Genomic DNA, 21,689 nt, shown 5'->3' with positions numbered 1-21,689 from the left:
GCCGCGTCGTCGTCCACATCTGGATCGAACGGCAGGTCTTCCTCGAACAAGGGCACCTCCTCGTGTGTTCGGTGAAGCGTAATCGCCCTGCGGGCGGTGTAACTGTCGGACACGTGCGGCACGATGAACCGATGACCACCACCGAACCGTCGACGGTAGACCTGCGCGCAGATGCCGAGCGGCTCCTTCGAGAGCTGGCCGGGCCCACTGCCAGTCTTCGCGAAGATCAGTGGACGGCAATCGAGGCTCTCGTTGTTCACCGCCGCCGCGCGTTGGTGGTGCAACGCACCGGTTGGGGAAAGTCGGCGGTCTATTTCATCGCCGCCAAACTGCTTCGCGCTCAGGGACTCGGACCCACCGTCATCGTGTCACCGTTGTTGGCACTGATGCGAAACCAGGTAGCTTCCGCCGAGCGCGCCGGTGTGCGGGCCGCAACCATCAACTCCGGGAACATGACCGAGTGGGAAGACGTCCATGCCGATGTCGCTGCGGGCAGGCTCGACGTGCTGCTCGTCAGCCCGGAACGGCTCAACAACCCGGACTTCCGAGACCAGGTGCTGCCCTCGCTGGCAGCGGACGCGGGCCTCGTCGTCGTAGACGAAGCGCACTGTGTTTCCGACTGGGGACATGACTTCCGTCCCGATTACCGACGGATTCGAACGCTCATATCCGAACTACGCGAAGGGATTCCGGTGTTGGCCACCACGGCCACCGCAAATGACCGTGTGGTCGCCGATGTCGCCGCGCAACTCGGTGTCGGTGGTGGCGACACCCTCGTTCTCCGCGGCGGACTCGAACGCGAGTCGCTCCACCTGTCGGTGGTCCAGATCGAGAACTCCACCGAGCGCGCCGCGTGGCTCGCAGCTCACCTGGCCGAACTCCCCGGGTCGGGAATCATCTACGCCCTGACGGTGTCGGCAGCACGCGACCTCGCGAGCCTGTTGTCGGACCAGGGTTTCGCCGTGTCCGCGTACACCGGCCAGACCGACACCACCGAACGCGAATCGTTGGAATCGGATCTACTGAACAACGAGGTCAAGGCCCTCGTAGCCACGTCCGCGCTGGGCATGGGCTTCGACAAACCGGATCTGGGGTTCGTCGTCCACATGGGCGCACCCTCGTCCCCCATCTCGTACTACCAGCAGGTCGGCCGTGCGGGTCGCGCCACCGACCGCGCCGAAGTCATCCTTCTGCCAGGCCACGAGGACAAGCAGATCTGGAGCTATTTCGCATCGGTAGCCTTCCCACGAGAACACGTCGTTCGGCAGGTCATCGACGCACTCGACCCGGTCAAGCCGCAGTCGACTCCCTCGTTGGAGCCGTTGGTGGATCTCAACCGGAGCCGACTCGAAATGGTCCTGAAGGTCCTCGACGTCGATGGTGCCGTTCAGCGCGTGCGAGGCGGATGGATCTCGACCGGTCAGTCGTGGGCCTACGATGCACCGCGTTACGAGCGCCTCGAGCAAGCCAGGGACGCGGAGCAACAAGCAATGATCGACTACCAGCGCACCGATGGGTGCCGGATGGAATTCCTGCGCAGACAGTTGGACGATCCAGGCCTCGGCGCGGAACCGAACCCTTGTGGCCGATGCGACAACTGCACAGGAAAGGCTTACTCACCTCAGGTGGACGCAGCCGCCGTCGAGTCTGCGCGTGAACGTCTCGACCGCCCGGGACTCGACCTGCCTCCGCGAAAGCAGTGGCCCAGCGGGATGAAGAAACTCGGAGTCTCCCGCTCCGGCAAAATCACCGACGGCCCTGAGCCCGGCCGGGTCCTGGGCCGCCTCACCGACCTGGGTTGGGGTGGGCGCCTGCGAGCAGCCCTCGACGCACCCGACGGTCCAGCCCCCGACGCCCTCGTTCAGGCCTGCATCGCAGTATTGGCCTCGTGGGACTGGGCGAAGAGACCTACCTCCGTGATCGCGCTGGAATCGTCGACGCATCCGATGCTGGTCCGCTCGATCGCCGGCGAGTTGGCCCGCATCGGACGGCTCGACGATCTCGGAACGCTCGCCCTCCGACCGGACCATCCGCGCGTGACAGCCGCGAATTCGGCATTCCGTGTAGCCGGACTCGTCGATTCCTGGCTTGTTCCAGACCTGAACGGGGTCTCCGGACCGATCCTCCTGGTGGACCTGGTCACCGATACGGGCTGGACTCTTACCTGCGCCGGCTCGGCCCTCCGCGGCGCAGGCGCAGATGCTGTCCTTCCGTTTGCACTGGCAACTCCGAAGTAGCCGCCCAGATATCGATAAGACCACACTTGGCATCGGACGGAGTGAGCCGAGTTATCGCACCCTCCTCGACCAGTTGTTACGGCAACAAGCCCAGTTTGTGACCAGAATCACAATCGCGCTGCCACCTGCGAAGGGATGGGTGTTTTCGACACCAATTTCGCCAGGCACGTGAAATGCCAAGGGCACCTTGTTACGTTTATGTTTGCTATGAAACCCGCACAGCTGAGAGCAACCACAGTCACTGCGCCGGACGCAGTGAAGTTTCGTAAGCCAAAGATCTCCGACGGAGTCCGGCTCTGGGAAATCGCAAGAGATTCAAAGGTGCTCGATCTCAACTCGAGCTATTCGTACGTGTTGTGGTGCCGAGACTTTGCAGCAACATCGGTCGTATCCGACGTCGACTCTCGCGCAGTGGGATTCGTCACCGGCTACACCCGACAGGATTCTCCCACAACATTCTTCGTGTGGCAGGTCGCAGTCGATGCTGATCAACGGGGTAAGGGCCTTGCCGGCCGGATGCTGAACGAACTTCTCGATCGCCTTACCCCACAGGGCATCACACACCTGGAAACAACGATCAGCCCGGACAACGAAGCGTCGATCGCACTGTTCACGGCCCTCGCTCGAACACGAGGGACCGACATTAGAAAAACAGACCTGTTCGCGCCCGATGATTTTCCTGATAGCCACGAAGCAGAGGAGCTCTACACAGTAGGGCCGGCCGCCGTGCGCGCCAGCGAAAGGAACACGCAGTACATGACAGACAAGACCGAGACCACCGAAAAGCCGGACGTATTCGAAACCATCGAGTCCGGCGTTCGTAGCTACAGCCGCCAGTGGCCCGCAGTATTCAAAACTGCCAAGAATTCGACGCTGACCGACGAGAACGGGCGCGACTACCTCGACTTCTTCGGCGGCGCAGGCGCTCTGAACTACGGTCACAACAATCAGATCATGCAGGATGCGTTGGTCGACTACATCACCAGCGACGGCATCACGCACGGCCTCGATATGTCCACGGTGGCCAAGCGGGAGTTCCTCGAGTCGTTCAAGAAGAACATCCTCGAACCGCGTGGCCTCGACTACAAGGTTCAGTTTCCCGGCCCGACCGGAACGAACGCCGTCGAAGCTGCACTGAAGTTGGCACGCAAGGTCACTGGTCGTGAGTCGATCATCAACTTCACCAACGCTTTTCACGGCATGACCCTCGGTGCGCTCGCTGTCACCGGAAACTCGATGAAGCGCGCCGGAGCCGGAATCCCACTCGTGCACAGCACGCCGATGCCGTACGACAACTACTTCGGTGGAGTAACCGAGGACTTTCAGTGGTTCGAGCGCGTTCTCGACGATTCGGGCAGTGGATTCAACCGCCCGGCAGCGGTCATCGTCGAAACCATTCAGGGTGAAGGCGGGATCAACGTCGCGCGACCGGAGTGGTTGCGCGCTCTGTCCGACCTGTGCTCGCGACGCGACATCTTGCTGATCGTCGACGACGTACAGATGGGTTGCGGCCGCACAGGCCAGTTCTTCTCCTTCGAGGACTCGGGCATCACGCCGGACATCGTCACTCTGTCGAAGTCGATCGGCGGCTACGGCATGCCGATGGCACTGACACTGTTCAAGCCAGAACTCGACGTCTGGGGCCCAGGCGAGCACAACGGCACCTTCCGCGGATTCAATCCCGGCTTCGTGACCTCGAAGGTCGCCATCGACCACTACTGGTCAGACGACAAGTTCGAGAAGGAGATCCTCGCGAAGGGCGAGCACATTCGTGATCGCTTCATCGCACTGTGCGCCAAGTACGACGGCGTTTCCACTCGCGGTCGCGGCATGGTTCAGGCTCTCGTGTTCGAAGATGCAGAACAGGCAGGCAAGGTTGCCAAGCTTGCCTACGACGAGCACCTACTGGTGGAAACTGCCGGCCCGAAGGACGAGGTTGTCAAACTTCTTCCGCCGCTGACCACCACGATCGAAGAGCTCGATCGCGGACTCGACATCCTCGAAGCTGCGACAGCAAAAGTCTGCTCGTAGAACACTTCTCACGTGTCGAATGTTTGCTGAAGGGAGCTACACCGCATGATCGTACGTACCACCCAGGAAATCACCGGAACTGACCGAGACATCGAGAGCGAGGATGGACAGTGGCGCAGTAAGCGCATCATCCTCGGCGGAGACAGGGTCGGATTCTCGTTCCACGAAACGACCATCAAGGCCGGGACGGTGAACAACTTCCACTACGCCAATCACGTCGAAGCTGTGTGGCTCATCGAAGGCGAAGGCACCCTCACCGATCGTGAAACCGGTGAAACCTACGAACTCGTTGCAGGATCGATGTACCTGCTGAACGGCAACGAGCGGCACACCGTCGAGCCGCGTACGCAGATGCGCATGTTGTGCGTGTTCAACCCTCCCGTGGTCGGGAACGAAACCCACGACGAGAACGGTGTGTACCCCCTCGTAGAGGTCCCCACGTAAACGAGGTGTCCAGATAAGACGGACTCCGAGTATCTTCGCCCCGCTCGACTTCGGTCGAGCGGGGCGGAGCTGGTTCTGCAGTACGATCCACCGGGGACCCAGCAGGGCTTGGCATCGCGTTTCCTGGATGCGAGAGCCTCCCACTGCCTGCATCGATCCCCCGTGTCCACATGCCGCGCTACCCTGGGGACGTGCCTGCCCCCGCTCGTTCAGCTGCCGCAGCGGCAACCCGAATCGACCAGATTGTCGAACTGTTGTCGGGAAGATCCATCGCGGTCGTCTCCGGAGCCGGCATGTCCACCGATTCAGGTATCCCGGACTACCGGGGGCCGAACTCACCCCCTCGTAATCCGATGACCTATCAGCAGTTCACCGGCGATCACGAGTTCAGGCGCCACTACTGGGCACGGAACCATGTCGGTTGGCGGCATATGGATGCGGCAAGGCCGAACGACGGCCACCGTGCGCTGGCCCAGCTCGAGCGCCGAGGGATTGTTTCCGGGATCATCACCCAAAACGTCGACATGTTGCACACCAAAGCAGGTAGCCGACGAGTCATCGACCTCCACGGCGTTTACGCGCGCGTACGGTGTCTGGACTGCGAGCGACTGGTTTCCCGCTTCGCTCTGGGACAACGCCTCGAGCGCGAGAACCCGGGGTTCCTCGACAGCGTCGCGCCGGCCGAGGGCGTCGAGATTGCCCCCGATGCCGATGCGATCATCACCAGCACCGCACACTTCCGAATGGTCGACTGCGAGTACTGCGCAGGTATTCTCAAACCGGACATCGTGTACTTCGGGGAGAGCGTGCCCAAGCCGAGAGTTGCCGAAGCTTTCGATCTCGTCGACCAGGCCGATGCACTTGTGGTTGTCGGCTCTTCCTTGACGGTCATGTCGGGACTGCGCTTCGTCCGACGCGCGGCGAAGGCCGAGATTCCCATCGTGATTGTCAATCGCGGCATCACCCGGGGCGACGAATTCGCCACTCTGACAAGCAATGCAGGATGCTCGGAGACGCTCACCGCACTCGTGGACGCACTGCCGTCACACAAATGATCGGACGCTTCGCAGCCGCCGAACATGGATCAGACCGGAACCAGATCGTCCGCATGCACCACTGGACGCTGTAGCTCGGGAGTGAGATCACAACTGGACCTACCGAGCATTCCGGTCAACTCCGACGCGTCGTACGCCACCACTCCCCTGGCCACGAGTTCGCCGTCCGGACCGATCAGCGACACGACGTCGCCGCCGTAGAACCGACCCTCGACGGCGGTGATTCCTGCGGACAGCAAGGACCGCCGCTTCGTCGCGACCGCGTGCACGGCACCTGCGTCGAGGTATAGATCGCCTCGTGCGTCTGCAGCATGACGTACCCAGAACTTGCGCGAGGACAGGCGCGTGGGACGCGCAGTGAAGGCTGTGCCCACGGCAGCCGTCGTCAAGGCTTCCGCTGCGTCGGCGGCGGCCGCCAGTAGGACAGGAACGCCTGCATCGGCCGCCAATCGAGCAGCGGACAGCTTGGACGCCATTCCACCGGTCCCGAGCGCACCGCCGGAACCGGCGACGACTCCATCGAGATCTTCCGGGCTCGCGACCTCCCGGATCAGGGTGGCGTCACCTTTACGCGGGTCGCCGTCGTACAGACCGTCTACGTCGGACAACAGCACCAGCGCGTCGGCACCGACGAGGTGAGCAACGAGCGCGGCGAGACGGTCGTTGTCACCGAAGCGAATTTCCGTGGTCGCGACCGTGTCGTTCTCGTTGATCACGGCCACTGCGCCGAGCACGCGCAACCGATCGAGCGTGCGCTGGGCGTTGCGATGATTCGTTCGACGCGCAATGTCCTCGGCGGTAAGCAACACCTGGCCGACGGTTCGTCCGTATCTGGCGAACGAGGTACCCCAAGCGTGCGCAAGAGCAAGCTGCCCGACGCTCGCTGCGGCCTGCTTGGTCGCGAGATCGCGCGGACGGGTCGTCAGACCCAGTGGTGCGAGCCCGGCGCCGATGGCACCGGAAGACACCACCACGACATCGGATCCGGCACGCATTCGTGCTTCGACAGCATCGGCCAATCGATCGAGCCGGTCGACGTCGAGTCCGCCGACCAGTGAGGTCAGTGCCGAGGAGCCGATTTTCACGACTACCCGTTTGGCACTGGCCACAGCAGTCCTGGCCCCAGTCGAATCCATTGCAACCGAAGAGGATTCAGAATTCACCGGAACCTACACTTCACTCTTCGACGTCGAGTCCACGGCGGGCTCGACGTGCGTGTTTGCGCTCGTCCGCACCGATTCGCTCCACCTGATCGAGCCTCGCATCGGTACCGCGCCCGGTCATGGTGATCTCCACACCCGCCGGTGTCTGCGGCTCCCAATCGAAGGAGACATCACCGATGGTCACGGACGCACCCGGCTGGGCGCCCTTCTTGATCAGCGCATCCTCGACGCCGAGGCGTGCGAGACGGTCGGCAAGATAGCCGACGGCTTCGTCGTTGTTGAACTGTGTCTGGCGTACCCAACGCTCCGGGCGCGTGCCCAGAACGATGAACCCACCCTCGACATCGGGATCCTTGATGACCTGGAAACCCTCATCGTTGCGTGCGACGGGACGTAGCACCGGTCGGCGCTTCTCGGCCGGAGGATGCGCCACTCGGTAGTCCTCGACCATCTTGCCCAGCGCGAAGATCAAGGGCTTGAGGCCTTCACGGGTGACCGTGGAGATGGTGTACACCGGCCATCCACGCGCCTCGAACTCCGGCGTCACCATCTCGGCGAGCTCGGCGGCCTCAGGGATATCAGCTTTGTTGAGCACGACGATGCGCGGTCGATCCGCCAGGTCACCCAGGCTCGCATCGCCCAACATCGCCGGCTTGTAAGCCGCCAACTCCGCTTCGAGAGCATCGACGTCAGAGACGGGATCCCGACCCGGATCCAGGGTTGCGCAGTCGACGACGTGCGCCAGAACGGCGGTGCGCTCGAGATGTCGGAGGAACTCGAGACCGAGGCCCTTGCCTTCGCTCGCACCGGGAATCAATCCGGGAACGTCGGCCACCGTGTAGGTGGTGTCACCGCTCGAAACGACACCGAGGTTCGGAACCAACGTGGTGAACGGGTAGTCGGCGATCTTCGGCTTCGCGGCAGAGAGCACAGACACCAGCGAGGACTTGCCCGCCGACGGAAACCCGACGAGACCGATGTCGGCGACCGACTTGAGCTCGAGCACCACATCGCGCTCGATACCTTCTTCGCCGAGCAGCGCGAATCCAGGCGCACGACGCGCCTTCGAGGCGAGCGCAGCGTTGCCCAACCCACCGCGGCCACCGGGCGCAGCAGCGTATCGAGTGCCCTCGCCGATCAGGTCGGCCAGGATGCGACCGTCCTTGTCGAGCACCACAGTTCCGTCGGGAACCTTGAGGATCAGATCCTCACCGTTCGAACCTTCGCGGTTGCCGCCCATGCCTTGAGTTCCATTGCTGGCTTTGGCATGCGAGTTGAAGTGAAAGTCCAACAGCGTGTGGACATTGCTGTCGACGACGAAGATCACGCCGCCTCCCTGGCCACCGTTTCCGCCGTCTGGACCGCCGAGCGGCTTGAACTTCTCGCGGTGAACCGAAGAGCAGCCGTTGCCGCCTTTGCCGGCGCTGACGTGCAGCACCACGCGGTCGATGAATCGTGACATGACTGCCTTCGATCCTTCCTCGGTCGAGTGTGCGACCGAAATATTTTTATGCCCACAAATACGATAAGGGCGGACCGGGCATTTTCACCCTGGTCCACCCTCATCGTCGAGCTCGAGCGCGTCGAGATTTTCGCGGCGTGAGCCTTGCGAAAACCATCCGACGCAGATTGTGCAGCGGAGACTAGGCCTCTACTGCGACCGGAACGATGTTCACGGTCTTGCGTCCACGCTTGGCGCCGAATTCGACTGCGCCTGCGGACAGAGCGAACAGTGTGTCGTCGCCGCCACGGCCGACGTTGACGCCGGGGTGGAAGTGCGTGCCGCGCTGACGAACCAGGATCTCGCCTGCGCTGACGGTCTGGCCGCCGAAACGCTTGACGCCGAGGCGCTGCGCATTCGAATCGCGACCGTTACGGGAGCTTGATGCACCCTTCTTATGTGCCATGTTGCATACCCTCCTCGGGGTGAATGTCAGCGCTGAAAAGTCAGTACTGAACAGACCTGGTTACTTGATGCCGGTGACCTTCAGGACAGTGAGCTTCTGCCTGTGTCCCTGGCGCTTGTGGTAGCCGGTCTTGTTCTTGAACTTGTGGATGCGGATCTTCGGACCCTTGGTGTGCTCGACGACCTCACCGGTTACCGAGATCTTCGCCAGCTTGTCGGCATCGGTGGTCAGATCGGATCCGTCTACGACGAGGACCGGAGCAAGCGAGACAGCAGTGCCGAGCGCTCCCTCGATCTTCTCGACCTTGACGAGGTCACCAACAGCGACCTTGTACTGCTTTCCGCCGGTCTTGACGATCGCGTACGTTGCCATCGGAGGGCTACCCCTTGCTTCTTCGAACTTGCTCGCATTGCCCATGGCAACACGACTGGTCTGGATCGTGCATGTGATTCTTGCGGTATTTCGTGCGGTGTTACTTGCCACCGGGTGCGTCCGCCGCCGCACTCGACCGAAATTCCGTCGAGGCACAGCAGAAAATTGTCACCGGCAGCGACCTTGTCAGGTTACGGCAGACGGGCAGTCGTGGTCAAACTGCCCGTCGACTCGCTATTCCGCGTCCACCGGTGGCCCTGCCGGGCGTGCCGCTGCACGACGTCGGCGAGGCTTCTTCACGGGCGTCTCGTCCGTGGTGGGAGCACTGGACACCGGTTCGACAGCCGACGTCACCGAAGGCTCCGTCGGCGCTACCGGCTCCTCGTGTGTAGCCGGAATCACGAAGACAGCAGCTGCGTCGGGAGTCTCGGCCGTAGGTGCTGCTGCCTTCCGGGCAACACGGCGACCACGACGCGCTTTGACGATCGGTTCCGGCGACTCCTCGGCCACAGCTGTGTCCGCTGTCATGTCGACAGCATTCTCCGGGACCCTGGTGTCCGGCTGCACCTCGGTCGATACTGCTTCGGTGTCCCTGCCCTGAACACGAGCCACCTCGGCGGCATCGATGATCTTCGGCTCCGAGGACGTACTCGGCTCCGAGTGCTCGTCGAGTACCTCGGCCGGAGTGACATCGTCGACAACGTCGTCGTGATGCGCAGCCATGGCGAGGGCCACGGGGTGTGCACGCTTCACCGATGGGTCCGGTGTGTGCTCGTGAGCCTCGGGCTGACTCTTCGCTGCAGGACTGTTCGCAGCGTCAGCCACATTGTCGGTTTTGTCGTTGTCTGTCTTGTCGTTGTCGGACTTGTCGCGACCGCGGCGTTTGCGCGGCGTACTCGAATCGGAGCGCGGTGAGGAGGATCGCGAGCCGTCATCGGTCTTCGCCTCGACGGGGTACGGGTGAATCATGATCCCGCGGCCCTGGCAGTGTTCGCACGTCGTCGAGAACGCTTCGATGAGACCGGTGCCCATCTTCTTACGCGTCATCTGCACAAGCCCGAGTGAAGTCACCTCGGACACCTGATGGCGCGTCCGGTCACGACCGAGAGACTCGGTGAGACGGCGCAACACCAGGTCACGGTTGGATTCGAGCACCATATCGATGAAGTCGACGACAATCATTCCGCCGATGTCGCGTAGGCGCATTTGCCGAACGATCTCTTCGGCGGCCTCGAGATTGTTCCGCGTCACCGTCTCCTCGAGGTTGCCGCCTGCACCGGTGAACTTGCCGGTGTTGACGTCGACCACGGTCATCGCCTCGGTGCGATCGATGACGAGCGTGCCTCCGGACGGTAGCCAGACCTTACGGTCGAGTGCCTTGGCCAGCTGCTCGTCGACCCGGTGCGCTTCGAACACGTCTGGTCGACCGGGCTCGGCGATGTGGCGCTCGAGCTTGTGCAGCATGTCCGCCGCTACCGTCTCGATGTACGACGATGTCGTGTCCCAGGCCTTGTCACCTTCGATGACAAGTTTGACGAAGTCCTCGTTGAACAGGTCACGGATAACCTTGACCAGCAGATCCGGCTCTTCGTACAGTGCCTGCGGTTGCGAACCCTTACCTGTTTCAGCCTTGGCCGACGCTTCTTCGATGGTCGCCCATTGTGTCTGCAGACGGATCACGTCACGCGCGAGCTCGTCTTCACTGACGCCTTCGGCTGCGGTACGGATGATCACCCCGGCCTCGGGAGGAACGATATCGCGAAGAATTTCCTTCAGGCGCTTCCGCTCGGTGTCGGGCAACTTGCGGCTGATACCCGTCGAGCTGCCACCGGGTACATAGACCAGGTAGCGGCCTGCCAGCGAGAGCTGAGTCGTCAGACGCGCACCCTTGTGCCCGACCGGATCCTTGCTCACCTGCACCAAAACCTGGTCACCCGGCTTGAGTGCCTGTTCGATCTTGCGAGAGTTACCACCGAGACCTGCTGCGTCCCAGTTGACCTCTCCGGCATACAGGACACCGTTACGGCCACGGCCGATATCGATGAATGCAGCTTCCATGCTCGGCAGCACGTTCTGCACGCGGCCGAGGTAGACGTTGCCGACCATCGACGCGGACGCGCTACTGGTGACGAAGTGCTCGACCAAGACGCCGTCTTCGAGAACGGCGACCTGTGTGGTCACGCCGTTGTCGGGGAACGACTTTTCGCGGACGACCATGACGCGATCGACCGACTCACGACGTGCCAGGAACTCCGACTCGGTAAGAATCGGTGGCCGTCGGCGTCCGGCGTCACGTCCGTCGCGACGGCGCTGACGCTTCGCTTCGAGCCGGGTCGAGCCGGTGATTCCCTGGACCTCATCCTTGCTACGGGACTTGTTCCGCGGTTCGCGCTCGTGCACGACGGTGTTCGGTGGGTCGTCCTCGGTCTCGGTGGACTCGGACGAAGCGTCACCGGTGCTGCTGCGGCGGCGGCGACGTCTGCGGCGTCGACGACTCGAGCCGTCGGACGAATCCTCGTCGTAGGTGTCGTTGTCGGCGGAGTCGACCGGCGAATCGACCGACTCTTCCGATTCCGTATCCGAGGCCTGTTTCTGGCCATCGTCGGTATCGCTGGATTTGGCGTTCGAACGACTTCGACTACGGCGACGTGAACGACGCTCGCCTGCAGGCTTGTCCTCGTTCTCGGAATCGCTTTCCGAAGTGTCGGAATCGGCACTCTCGGAGTCTGCTACATCGAAATCAGTGGTCTCGGATTCAACCGAGCCGGATACGGGAGTATCGGATTCGGACGAACGCGTGTCCGAGGACGCCGACGCTGCGTCCTCACTCGAATCGTCGTCACCTTCTGCGGCATCGTCCGAATAGTCGTCCGAACTGCCGTCGGCAGACTGTTCCCCACGTCCGCGGCCACGACCACGACGACCGCGCCGACGCCGCCTCGGCTGCGACTGGTCATCGTTGTCGTCCGAGTTGTCGGCATCCTCGGAAGTGTCCGAGCTGTCGACTGTGTCCGATATGTCGGTTGTGTCAGTAGCTGCATCCGGGGTGGCCTCGACAACGGGCTTGCCGCGAACGGGAGCCTTGTCCGGCTCGATGACCGGATCGGCGACGAGAACCGATGGCTCTTCGACGGCAGGCGTCGACGTGGGCTCAGCGGCAGGACCTGCTGCTTTCCGGCTCCGTCGACGCTTGGGAGCCTCGACTATCGCTTCCGGCTGGAGGAACACCGGAATCGCGAACGCAGGGCGCGCGGGAGGACTGTCCACTGTCGGAGCTTCGACAGCAGGCACAGGCTCGACCACGATCGGGGCGGCCGTCTCGACTGGTGCAGCCGGCGCCTCGGTCGCAGGTGCGAACGAGGAATACACCGTCTCGGCGACGTCGCGTCCCAGGCTGGACTGTGCGCTGCGCGCCTCTATTCCGAGCTCACCCAGTTTGGCGAGTACCTGTTTACTGGTGACGCCGAGAATCTTCGCGAGTGCATGCACTCGGAGGCGCTCGGGGAACGCCGGACTTCGGCTGGATGACGATTCGTCATCGACCGAACTTCCTGAGTTCGAATTCTGTACATCTTCGGGCGGGGCTTGGTCGGCCACGTAAGTCTCCTCGGGCCCCCGGGCGCGTCCACCTAAGTCGAAGCTGGTGCGACGCGGCCACGCGAGAGCAATCCTAGTGTGCTGACGTCGGTTTGACGCCAGATCGTAAGTCGCGCTCCGGACGGAGTGCACCGTCCACGGCGAGTGGTCGGCGTACGGATGCACGGTGCCTGGCTGGATGGCTATGGTGTCCCGAGTCCGAGCGCCTGATCATCAAGCATGCCGGCACGTGGGAGGTCTTCCTACGTGTTCGGCAGCGATGACGGGCATCGAACTGCGGGTGTCATCCGGTCACTTTCACGAGAACGGCACTGGCGTGACGCTCGTGTTCGGTGTTGCACAAAACTGGTAACGGCAAAATTTTTTTACAGGAAAACTTTTCGAGGTGAAGCGTGTGTTGTGAAAGCAACCTTCACGAGTATCCCACACCGGGTGAAGCGAACCCGCCACGCCGCTCCGATCTTGTGGTCGGCGGCATGGCGGGCGAACCCGAATCAGAGTGTGGAGAATCAGGAAAGGCTTGGAAACCACAACGCGATCTCACGCTCGGCGGACTCGACGGAGTCCGATCCGTGCACGAGGTTCTGCTGACCATCGAGGGCAAGATCGCCGCGAATGGTCCCTGGAACCGCCTTCTCGACCGGGTCGGTGCCTCCGCCGATCTGACGGAAGGCAGCGATAGCTCTCGGTCCCTCCAAAACTGCTGCGACGACGGGTCCGGAGGTGATGAACTCGAGTAGCGCTGGGAAGAACGGCCTGTCTTTGTGTTCGGCGTAGTGCGCGCCGGCCAGCTCGAGAGAAACGGATTTGAGTTCCAGTGCTGCGATACTCAATCCCTTCTTCTCGATTCGGCCGAGAATCTCGCCTACGTAGCGGCGGGCAACTCCATCTGGCTTGATCAGTACAAGGGTGCGCTCGGTCACGAACGTAGACAGTAGTGGACGGACTCCGAGGACCTACGCTCAGACCCACCATGGTGTGCCGATATCCGCCGGGCTCGAGGTTTCAGTCCCGCTGACCTCTGAGCATGCCGCGTTCGATCCGTCGAGTGATGTCTCGCCGCAGGTACAGCAGATATATCCACACCGCGAGGAACACCACTCCCACGATCGCGATCGACAGGTGAATGAACCCACCGAGCAGAACGAACACCTGAAGCGCGAGATTGATCTGCATCGCCTGCGGTCGTCCTTGCATACCTGCGGCAAGGACGAATGCCACGGCCATCCCCACCAGGTACAACGTGGAGAACCAACCGAGGCCGCCGCCGACTGTCGACACGACGGGTAACGCGAGTAGAACGACAATGGCCTCGAGAACGAGGGTCCCTGCCATGACTCCGCGGAAGCCTTTCCACGGATCGGTTGCCGGCGGCTTGAACTCGCTACCGCCCTCCCCTGTTTCACTCATACGGGCTCCTTTCCGAACAAAGTTCGAGCTGCTCCGGCGGTGACGACCGATCCGGTGACGATCACCCCGGCACCCGAGACCGCCTCACCGGGATCTGCGACTTCCTCGGCGAGCCCGATGGCGGTTTCGAGCGCGTCGGCGAGCGTCGGCGCGACGACCACGCGCTCGTCGCCGAACTTCGCGACGGCCAGGCCTGCAAGTTCCTCGACGTCCATCGCCCGCGGCGATCCGTTGTGCGTGACGACGATTTCGTCGAACACCGGCTCGAGCACCGTCAACATGGCCTCGACGTCCTTGTCCCCCATGACACTGACGACTCCGACCAGTTTTCGGAAGTCGAATTCGTCGGTGAGAGCCGCAGCAAGCGCTCTGGCCCCGTGTGGGTTGTGTGCGGCGTCGAGAAACACTGTTGGAGCGTTGCGAACGCGTTCGAGCCGGCCGGGATTGACGATGGATGCGAAGGCCGCTCGAACGATGTCCACGTCGAGTTGATGATCGGAGCCCGCGCCGAAGAACGCCTCGACCGCGGCGAGCGCCAAGGATGCGTTCGTCGCCTGATGCTCTCCGTGCAGTGGTAGGAAGATATCGGTGTACACGCCGCCGAGACCTTGCAACTCGAGTTGTTGACCGCCCACCGCGATCCGACGCGCGAGCACCCTGAATTCCGAACCTTGCCTGGCGACGGCGGCATCGGCTTCCACCGCGGCGCGCAACAGCACCTCGGCAACTTCGGGCTTCTGCTCGGCCAGGATGGCGACGGTGTCTCGCGGAACGAGCCGCTCCGGTGCTTTCTTGATGATTCCGGCTTTTTCTTTGGCGATACCACCGAGATCGCCCCCGAGGAACTCGACGTGGTCGATATCGATCGGGGTGATCACGGCCACTTCACCATCGACGACGTTGGTGGCGTCCCATCTACCACCGAGCCCGACCTCCACGACGGCAACCTCGATCGGCGCCTCCGCGAACGCCGCGAATGCCATGGCGGTGGTGACCTCGAACTTGCTCATGCGTGGTCCGCCTGCGGCCTCGGACTGCGCGTCGACCATCTCTACGAACGTGGCGATTTCGTTGTAGGTGTCCACGTACAGCCGGGGCGAGATCGGGATGCCGTCGACACTTATCCGTTCGGTCGCCAATTGCAGATGCGGACTGGTGGTCCGGCCGGTTCGGCGATGAAAGTGCGTCAGCAAGGCATCGATCATCCGGGTCACCGACGTTTTACCGTTGGTACCGGCAACGTGGATCGACGGGTACGCCTTCTGCGGTGACCCCAAAAGGTCCATCAGTGCCGCGATCCGTGCAGTCGACGGCTCGATCTTGGTCTCCGGCCACCGTTTGTCCAGTTCCGCCTCGACAAGCGCCAATTCGGCCATGTCCACCGGACTGGGTCGGGAAGGAGCTGAATAGGATTCGGACACTACTGCCCCATAGTTTCTAGCCGAGCATTGATTCGCGCAATCTCTTCGACCGCGATCTGCTGTCGGCTCTTGATCTTGTCGACCACGGCGTCCGGGGCTTTGGCGAGAAACGCCTCGTTGCTCAGTTTGCTCGTCGTCTGGGTCAGTTCCTTCTCGGACGCGGCGAGGTCTTTGACCAACCGCGCGCGCTCGGCGACGAGGTCGACGGTTCCCGACGTGTCGAGCTCGACCGTCACCGTCGCCTTCGTCAGTCGAACCTCCACGGAGGCCGTAACGGTGAAGTTTTCGGCAGGTTCGATCAGTCGTGCAAGAGCGCGAGTGGCATGGACCTGGGTGGAAAGATCGGCGTCGGTGATCCCGACGAGCCTCGCGCCGACCTTCTGCGACGGCTTGAGACCCTGATCGCTGCGGAAGCGACGAACCTCGGTCACGAGCTTCTGCATATCTGCAACACGCTGTGCGGCAACCACATCCGCGATGTCTCCGGATGCGACGGGCCACGATGCGATGACGATCGATTCGCCGCCGGTCAACACCTTCCACAGCGTTTCGGTGACGAACGGGATAACGGGATGCAAGAGCCGCAGCAACGCATCGAGCACATTGCCGAGCACGGTACGAGTCGAATCTGCCTGTGCGGCATCGCCGAACTGCACTTTGGCGATCTCCAGATACCAGTCGCATACTTCGTCCCATGCGAAGTGGTACAACCCCTCGCAGGCCTTGCTGAACTCGTAGCGCTCGAATGCGACGTCGACCTCGGCGCGCACTTCGTCGAGGCGATCGAGAATCCACCGATCGGCGTCCGTCAGTTCCGCTCGCGCCGGAAGTGGTGCGGGCGCAGCACCGTTCATCAACGCGAACTTGGTCGCGTTGAACAGCTTGTTGGCGAAGTTACGTGAGGACTGCGCGTGATCCTCACCGACCGACAGGTCCGCACCCGGGTTTGCACCGCGAGCGAGGGTGAAACGCAACGCATCTGCCCCGAAGCGGTCGACCCAGTCGAGTGGATCGATGCCGTTTCCTCGGGACTTCGACATCTTCTTGCCGAACTGATCACGGACGAGCCCGTGCAGGAAGATGTCCTTGAACGGCACCTTACTGCCGCCCTCCCCCGAACCCAGTGCCGGATCGGATGCGACGTAGGTGCCGAACATCATCATGCGGGCGACCCAGAAGAACAGAATGTCGTAGCCGGTGACCAGCACGCTGGTGGGGTAGAACTTGGCGAGCTCATCGGTCGCGTCGGGCCAACCCATAGTGGAGAACGGCCACAATCCGGACGAGAACCACGTGTCGAGGACGTCGGGATCCTGCACCCAACCCTCGGGCGGCGTTTCGTCGGCGCCCAGGCACACCGTCTCACCGTTCGGGCCGTACCAGATAGGTATGCGGTGACCCCACCACAGCTGACGCGAAATGCACCAGTCGTGCATGTTGTCGACCCACGCGAACCAGCGTGGCTCCTGACTCGCCGGATGAATAGTCGTATCGCCGTTGCGAATTGCGTCGCCCGCGGCGGCGGCGAGCCCATCGACCTTGACCCACCACTGCAACGACAGTCGCGGCTCGATCGACTCACCGCTGCGTTCGGAGTGTCCGACGCTGTGCAAGTACGGACGCTTTTCCGCCACGACGCGTCCCTGCTCGGCCAGCGCCTCACGAACCTTGATGCGGGCCTCGAACCTGTCCATGCCGTCGAACTCGGTTCCAGTGTCGGCGATCCGACCTGCCTTGTCCATGATCGTGGGCATGGGCAGGTTGTGTCGCAGACCCATCTCGAAGTCGTTGGGATCATGGGCCGGGGTGATCTTGACCGCGCCCGTACCGAATTCGGGATCGACGTAGTCGTCGGCGATGATCGGGATCTGTCTGCCGGTGAACGGGTGTTCGAGGGTCGTTCCGAGCAGATGCTGGTAGCGGGCGTCGTCCGGATGGACGGCCACCGCAGTGTCACCGAGCATCGTCTCGACGCGGGTGGTCGCGACGATGACGTGGGGCTCGTCGTCGTTCAACGAGCCGTAACGCAGAGAAACGAGCTCGCCTTCGACGTCCTCGAACTTGACTTCGATATCGGAAATGGCTGTCTGCAGCACGGGCGACCAGTTGACCAGTCGCTCAGCCCGGTAGATCAGGCCGTCGTCGAACATTCGCTTGAAGATGGTCTGGACCGCCTTCGAGAGGCCGTCGTCCATCGTGAAACGCTCGCGAGACCAGTCGACGCCGTCACCGATGCGGCGCATCTGGCCGCCGATGGTGCCGCCGGACTCACGCTTCCAGTCCCACACCTTGTCGATGAAGAGTTCCCGGCCGAAATCTTCTTTGGTCTTTCCCTCGGCCGCGAGTTGCTTCTCCACCACGGTCTGCGTCGCGATACCCGCATGATCCATCCCCGGTAGCCAGAGGACTTCGAATCCGAGCATGCGCTTACGACGGCTCAACGCGTCCATCAACGTGTGGTCGAGTGCGTGACCCATGTGCAGACTTCCCGTCACGTTCGGTGGGGGAAGCACAATCGAGTACGGAGGCTTGTCGCTCGTGGCGTCGGCTTCGAAGTAGCCTGCGTCGACCCAGCCCTGATACAGCTCGGCCTCTACCGCGCTCGGGTCCCAGCTCTTCGGCAATCCGGTTGGGTCGCTACCCACGCTGCGGTCCTGGGCATCGGCGGGGTTGGCTGGGTTCTCTGGCACTGAACTGGTCACCGGTCGATTCTAGTTGTCAGCCGATTCGATACCGACAGGCCCACTGCCGGTGCCCGGTCAGCCCAATATCTCGGGGATCTTCGTCTCTATTCCGAGTACGTGTTCGGAAAGGAACGACAGCACGACCTCGTACCAGATCTTGGCGTGCTGTGGAGCGAGGACCCAGTGATTCTCGGACGGAAAGTACAGCAACCGATGGTCGGTCTTTCCTTCGTCATCGGTAGGAAGTCCGGATTCGCTGAGCAGCTCGAACCACAGTCGAAGACCTTCACCGATAGGTACGCGATAGTCCTTGTCTCCGTGAATGACCAGCATCGGCGTGTCGATGTCTGCCACATACAGGTGCGGTGAGTTCTCGAAAGCCATCTCGGGTGACATCTCGCGCTGCCAGTAGTACGCGGCGTCGGTGGTAGGGCCGAACTGATCGAGCGCCCACAGGCCGGCGTGGGTGACGATCGCATCGAAGCGGTCGGTGTGGCCGGCGATCCAGTTCGCCATGTATCCGCCGAACGATCCGCCCATCGCTGCGGTGCGTGTGCCGTCGACCTCTTCGAGCGCGGCAGCAGCATCGGTGACGGCCATCAGATCGGAGAACGGTTCCTTGCCCCACCGCCCCCAGCCTCGATCTACGAAACTCTGGCCGTAGCCGGTGGACAGCGCTGGGTCAGGCAACAGCACCGCATACCCCCGCGCGACCATCACCCAGGGATTCCAACGCCACGACCATGTGTTCCACGAAGACAGTGGCCCACCGTGCACCCAGAGCAGAAGAGGTGCCTGTGCCGTCTCCGACGCATCGGCCGGTAGGGCGAGCCACGCTCGAACATGCCGGCCGTCCTCGGCCACGGTCTCGACCTCGGTCAGCGTCCCAGGCAGCGCCGGTAACGGCTCTGCGAGTGCCAACGGATGCACGACGCCCGACTCGATGTCGATTCGAACCGGATGCAGGGGTTGCCGGTACGACGCCTCCAATGCGAAGACGACCCCGCTCGACGCCACGTGGAGGTGGCTGTACGCGGAATCGGTAGTGGTCACCGGGTTGGCCACGCCGTCGCGCACCAGGAATACCGGGGCACGACCGCGGTCGTCGGCGACCACCAACAATCCGGTGCCGTCGGACAACCACACCGGATTCGACGGCCACCGATCCCATTCAGGAGCCAAATCGGACACCGTTCGGTCTTCGAATACGTACTGTTGCAATGTCATTCGAGGCGCCTGTTCGGGCGTCGACAGCGATTCACGGATGAAGGCCACTCGTGAACCATCCGGTGAGACCGACGGCGAGCCGAGATCGGCACCGTCGTCGTCGACGATCGTGGTGCGCGTACCGGTGTCGAGGTCGACTCGGACCAGCACAGTGCGCGAGGTCGCCAGGGCTTTTCGAATCGTCCAGGTCGAGACGACGAACGAACCGTCGGCGCTGATGCTGTAGGACGCTTCGTGAAGAGCTCCTTCGGCGTTCGCGGTGACCCGACGGGCGCCGCCGTCACCGTCTCCGGCATAGAGATGCGGGGTCGCCGGTCCGAGGTCGTGATCCCAGTGACGAATGGGGTAGCCGGTATGCAGAATTGCGCCGACCTTCTTGTCCTTACGCAGCTGACGAAGCCGCTCGTCCACCTCTTCGGTCCCGGCCGAGGGCATGACATCGGACATCGCCACGAAGCGTGGGGAATGGGTCGCAGTTTTCAAGTCGGAGTAACCGGCGCCGCGCTTCGAGACAACGTGGGCCTCACCGACACCAGCAGGCAAGCACCACACCGCTGTCGACTCGTCGTCCTGTGAGGTTCGACGCAGAAAGTAGAGGTTCCCGTCAGCGGTGAAAGCGGGACCGCTCTCGCCGTGTTCACTCCACGTCAAGCGGCGGGCGGGTGCCGAACCTTCGACGTCGACTTCCCAGAGGGCACCGACATAGGTCGCCTTGTCGGCGTCGAGCCGAGAAAGGACGACGACCACTCTCGATCCGTCCACGGACATCGCCATATCCGACACCCGCGGCGCCGCTACGTATCGATCCAGGTCGTCGAACACTGTGGCTACTGCGGGTGGCACCTGGGCACTCCTCGGGGCTGAAGACATCGTCGCCCGATGCTACGGCGAGGAACCGGCTCGAGGTCAGCTCGGCCCGAGTTCCTCGCGCAGTTGAGTGAGAGTCCTCGACAGAATTCTCGACACGTGCATCTGTGAAATGCCCATGCGGTCGGCAATCTGGGTCTGCGTCATCGAACCGAAGAATCGCAGAACGACGATCTGCCGCTCGCGCTCCGGCAACTTCTCGAGCGCCGGCCGCACGGTGAGATAGCTTTCCATCTTCTCGAGTTCCGGGTCGTAGTCACCGAGGGTGTCCATCAGCGGCAAGCGGTCTTCGCTCACTACCGAGTCGACGGACACCGTTTGATAAGCGCTGCGAGCCAGCAGAGCCTGCGAGGCTTCTTTGACATCGATACCCAACTCCGCAGCTATCTCACTCGCTGTCGGCGCGCGGCCCAGCTTCTGCGACAGCGAGCCCACCGCCCCGGAGATCATGGAGTTGAGCTCTTTCATCCGCCGCGGGACACGGACCGACCAACCAGCGTCTCGGAAATACCGACGCGCCTCACCCATGATGGTCGGGACTGCGAAGGAAACGAAGTCGGATCCGCGTTCGATGTCGAACCGGTCGACGGCATTGACGAGACCGAGCCTGGCGACCTGGAGTAGATCTTCGTGAGCTTCTCCGCGGCCACCGAAGCGTCGCGCAATGTGCTCCGCGAGAGGGAGGCACCGAGTGATGATGCGGTCACGAAGAACCTGCCGCTGCGGTGAGTCCTTGTCCAACAACTGCATCTCTTGGATGAGTGGGACTACTTCGCTGTAGTCGTCGGACTGACGCCGCGCGGTCTTTTCGTACGGCGCAGGCACTAGGTGTTGCTCCTCCGCTTGACCACGTCCACCGACACGGACGTTCCATCTTGTGTGGACTGCTCGCTCATCGCGATCGAATCGGTCAATGTCTGCAGAACGTGCCAGCCGAAACTGTCGGACTTCGGCACCTGATCGGCAACCAGCACCGAACTCGAAGAAATCCGAATGCCGACGTCGCTCACGGTGAATGCACAGGTGAGCTCGGCACCGGGTAGCGCCCCAGCGATCAGCTCCGAGCACACCTCGTCGACAACCAACTTGATGTCGGCGATGTCGTCGAGGGTGAAATCACCAAGGACCGCAAGCGTTTCGGCAACCGCACGTACTACCGGCAATTGCTCGGCGTCCGCGACGACGCGCAGCTCGACCGGCGCGCCAGAGTTTCGCTCCAGCTCTTCGATCTTGCCGACGCCAGTCATCCGCTCTCCCTATCAGTCGTCCAAAAG

Annotated in this window: 16 protein-coding genes and 1 pseudogene; 5 read left to right on the top strand and 12 right to left on the bottom strand. The window is 62.5% G+C overall.

Going from position 1 to position 21,689, the window contains the following annotated elements:
* Positions 1 to 131: 131 nt before the first annotated feature.
* From ABIB36_RS13535 to ABIB36_RS13515, 5 genes and pseudogenes are all read left to right on the top strand, one after another.
* A complete protein-coding gene (locus tag ABIB36_RS13535; RefSeq protein ID WP_354561794.1) occupies positions 132 to 2,237 on the top strand; it encodes a RecQ family ATP-dependent DNA helicase in 2,106 nt (701 codons plus the stop codon).
* 135 nt (positions 2,238 to 2,372) lie between these two features.
* Positions 2,373 to 2,945, top strand: a pseudogene (ectA, locus tag ABIB36_RS13530) (diaminobutyrate acetyltransferase); the annotation flags it as partial.
* Between the two features lie 48 nt (positions 2,946 to 2,993).
* Positions 2,994 to 4,268 carry a diaminobutyrate--2-oxoglutarate transaminase gene (gene ectB, locus ABIB36_RS13525; RefSeq protein ID WP_256895242.1) on the top strand — a complete coding sequence of 425 codons (1,275 nt, stop codon included), beginning with the start codon at positions 2,994 to 2,996 and terminating at the stop codon, positions 4,266 to 4,268.
* 45 nt (positions 4,269 to 4,313) lie between these two features.
* Positions 4,314 to 4,712, top strand: a complete 399-nt coding sequence (locus tag ABIB36_RS13520) for an ectoine synthase (protein ID WP_354561792.1) — start codon at positions 4,314 to 4,316, stop codon at positions 4,710 to 4,712.
* 170 nt (positions 4,713 to 4,882) lie between these two features.
* Complete coding sequence (locus ABIB36_RS13515; protein ID WP_354561789.1) at positions 4,883 to 5,767, top strand: Sir2 family NAD-dependent protein deacetylase; 885 nt, start codon at positions 4,883 to 4,885, stop codon at positions 5,765 to 5,767.
* A gap of 29 nt (positions 5,768 to 5,796) precedes the next feature.
* Here ABIB36_RS13515 and proB read toward each other — a convergent pair whose 3' ends face one another.
* The 12 genes from proB to ABIB36_RS13455 form a co-directional block, all read right to left on the bottom strand.
* Entirely contained in the window at positions 5,797 to 6,903 is a 1,107-nt protein-coding gene (gene proB, locus ABIB36_RS13510) for a glutamate 5-kinase (RefSeq protein WP_088944842.1), read from the bottom strand.
* Between the two features lie 40 nt (positions 6,904 to 6,943).
* Positions 6,944 to 8,392, bottom strand: a complete 1,449-nt coding sequence (gene obgE / locus ABIB36_RS13505; protein WP_084344675.1) for a GTPase ObgE — start codon at positions 8,390 to 8,392, stop codon at positions 6,944 to 6,946.
* A gap of 181 nt (positions 8,393 to 8,573) precedes the next feature.
* Positions 8,574 to 8,837: a 50S ribosomal protein L27 gene (gene rpmA / locus ABIB36_RS13500; protein ID WP_072802495.1), complete on the bottom strand. Its 264-nt coding sequence runs from the start codon at positions 8,835 to 8,837 to the stop codon at positions 8,574 to 8,576.
* Positions 8,838 to 8,897: 60 nt separating this feature from the next.
* Complete coding sequence (rplU, locus tag ABIB36_RS13495) at positions 8,898 to 9,209, bottom strand: 50S ribosomal protein L21 (protein ID WP_084344673.1); 312 nt, start codon at positions 9,207 to 9,209, stop codon at positions 8,898 to 8,900.
* A 234-nt stretch (positions 9,210 to 9,443) separates the two neighbouring features.
* Positions 9,444 to 12,806: a translation initiation factor IF-2 N-terminal domain-containing protein gene (locus ABIB36_RS13490; RefSeq protein WP_354561785.1), complete on the bottom strand. Its 3,363-nt coding sequence runs from the start codon at positions 12,804 to 12,806 to the stop codon at positions 9,444 to 9,446.
* Between the two features lie 509 nt (positions 12,807 to 13,315).
* Entirely contained in the window at positions 13,316 to 13,729 is a 414-nt protein-coding gene (gene ndk, locus ABIB36_RS13485) for a nucleoside-diphosphate kinase (protein ID WP_084344669.1), read from the bottom strand.
* An 82-nt stretch (positions 13,730 to 13,811) separates the two neighbouring features.
* The gene (locus tag ABIB36_RS13480) at positions 13,812 to 14,216 is read right to left on the bottom strand and encodes a DUF4233 domain-containing protein (RefSeq protein ID WP_084344667.1); all 405 of its coding nucleotides are present in this window, start codon (positions 14,214 to 14,216) and stop codon (positions 13,812 to 13,814) included.
* Entirely contained in the window at positions 14,213 to 15,637 is a 1,425-nt protein-coding gene (gene folC / locus ABIB36_RS13475) for a bifunctional tetrahydrofolate synthase/dihydrofolate synthase (RefSeq protein WP_502944931.1), read from the bottom strand. The genes ABIB36_RS13480 and folC overlap by 4 nt, the downstream gene beginning before the upstream one ends.
* Complete coding sequence (locus ABIB36_RS13470) at positions 15,637 to 18,339, bottom strand: valine--tRNA ligase (RefSeq protein ID WP_354561781.1); 2,703 nt, start codon at positions 18,337 to 18,339, stop codon at positions 15,637 to 15,639. The genes folC and ABIB36_RS13470 overlap by 1 nt, the downstream gene beginning before the upstream one ends.
* A gap of 57 nt (positions 18,340 to 18,396) precedes the next feature.
* Positions 18,397 to 20,418 (bottom strand): S9 family peptidase, encoded by a 2,022-nt coding sequence (locus tag ABIB36_RS13465; RefSeq protein WP_354561778.1) that lies wholly within the window; start codon positions 20,416 to 20,418, stop codon positions 18,397 to 18,399.
* Positions 20,419 to 20,454: 36 nt separating this feature from the next.
* Positions 20,455 to 21,240 (bottom strand): SigB/SigF/SigG family RNA polymerase sigma factor, encoded by a 786-nt coding sequence (locus tag ABIB36_RS13460; protein WP_084344662.1) that lies wholly within the window; start codon positions 21,238 to 21,240, stop codon positions 20,455 to 20,457.
* Positions 21,240 to 21,662 carry an ATP-binding protein gene (locus ABIB36_RS13455; protein WP_084344660.1) on the bottom strand — a complete coding sequence of 141 codons (423 nt, stop codon included), beginning with the start codon at positions 21,660 to 21,662 and terminating at the stop codon, positions 21,240 to 21,242. Before ABIB36_RS13455 ends, ABIB36_RS13460 begins: the two co-directional genes overlap by 1 nt.
* Between the last annotated feature and the right edge of the window lie 27 nt (positions 21,663 to 21,689).

Source organism: Rhodococcus sp. UYP9, assembly GCF_040547235.1.
GTDB lineage: Bacteria > Actinomycetota > Actinomycetes > Mycobacteriales > Mycobacteriaceae > Rhodococcoides.
The sequence above is the reverse complement of the archived record's forward strand: the minus strand, read 5'-3'. Positions and strand labels throughout refer to the sequence as shown.

What these genes read in the sequence shown, in the direction of transcription:
- ABIB36_RS13535 (WP_354561794.1), top strand. Translation starts at nt 132, where the DNA reads ATGACCACCACCGAACCGTCGACGGTAGACCTGCGCGCAGATGCCGAG.
- ectB (WP_256895242.1), top strand. Translation starts at nt 2,994, where the DNA reads ATGACAGACAAGACCGAGACCACCGAAAAGCCGGACGTATTCGAAACC.
- ABIB36_RS13520 (WP_354561792.1), top strand. Translation starts at nt 4,314, where the DNA reads ATGATCGTACGTACCACCCAGGAAATCACCGGAACTGACCGAGACATC.
- ABIB36_RS13515 (WP_354561789.1), top strand. Translation starts at nt 4,883, where the DNA reads ATGCCGCGCTACCCTGGGGACGTGCCTGCCCCCGCTCGTTCAGCTGCC.
- proB (WP_088944842.1), bottom strand. Translation starts at nt 6,903, where the DNA reads ATGGATTCGACTGGGGCCAGGACTGCTGTGGCCAGTGCCAAACGGGTA.
- obgE (WP_084344675.1), bottom strand. Translation starts at nt 8,392, where the DNA reads ATGTCACGATTCATCGACCGCGTGGTGCTGCACGTCAGCGCCGGCAAA.
- rpmA (WP_072802495.1), bottom strand. Translation starts at nt 8,837, where the DNA reads ATGGCACATAAGAAGGGTGCATCAAGCTCCCGTAACGGTCGCGATTCG.
- rplU (WP_084344673.1), bottom strand. Translation starts at nt 9,209, where the DNA reads ATGGCAACGTACGCGATCGTCAAGACCGGCGGAAAGCAGTACAAGGTC.
- ABIB36_RS13480 (WP_084344667.1), bottom strand. Translation starts at nt 14,216, where the DNA reads ATGAGTGAAACAGGGGAGGGCGGTAGCGAGTTCAAGCCGCCGGCAACC.
- ABIB36_RS13465 (WP_354561778.1), bottom strand. Translation starts at nt 20,418, where the DNA reads ATGTCTTCAGCCCCGAGGAGTGCCCAGGTGCCACCCGCAGTAGCCACA.
- ABIB36_RS13455 (WP_084344660.1), bottom strand. Translation starts at nt 21,662, where the DNA reads ATGACTGGCGTCGGCAAGATCGAAGAGCTGGAGCGAAACTCTGGCGCG.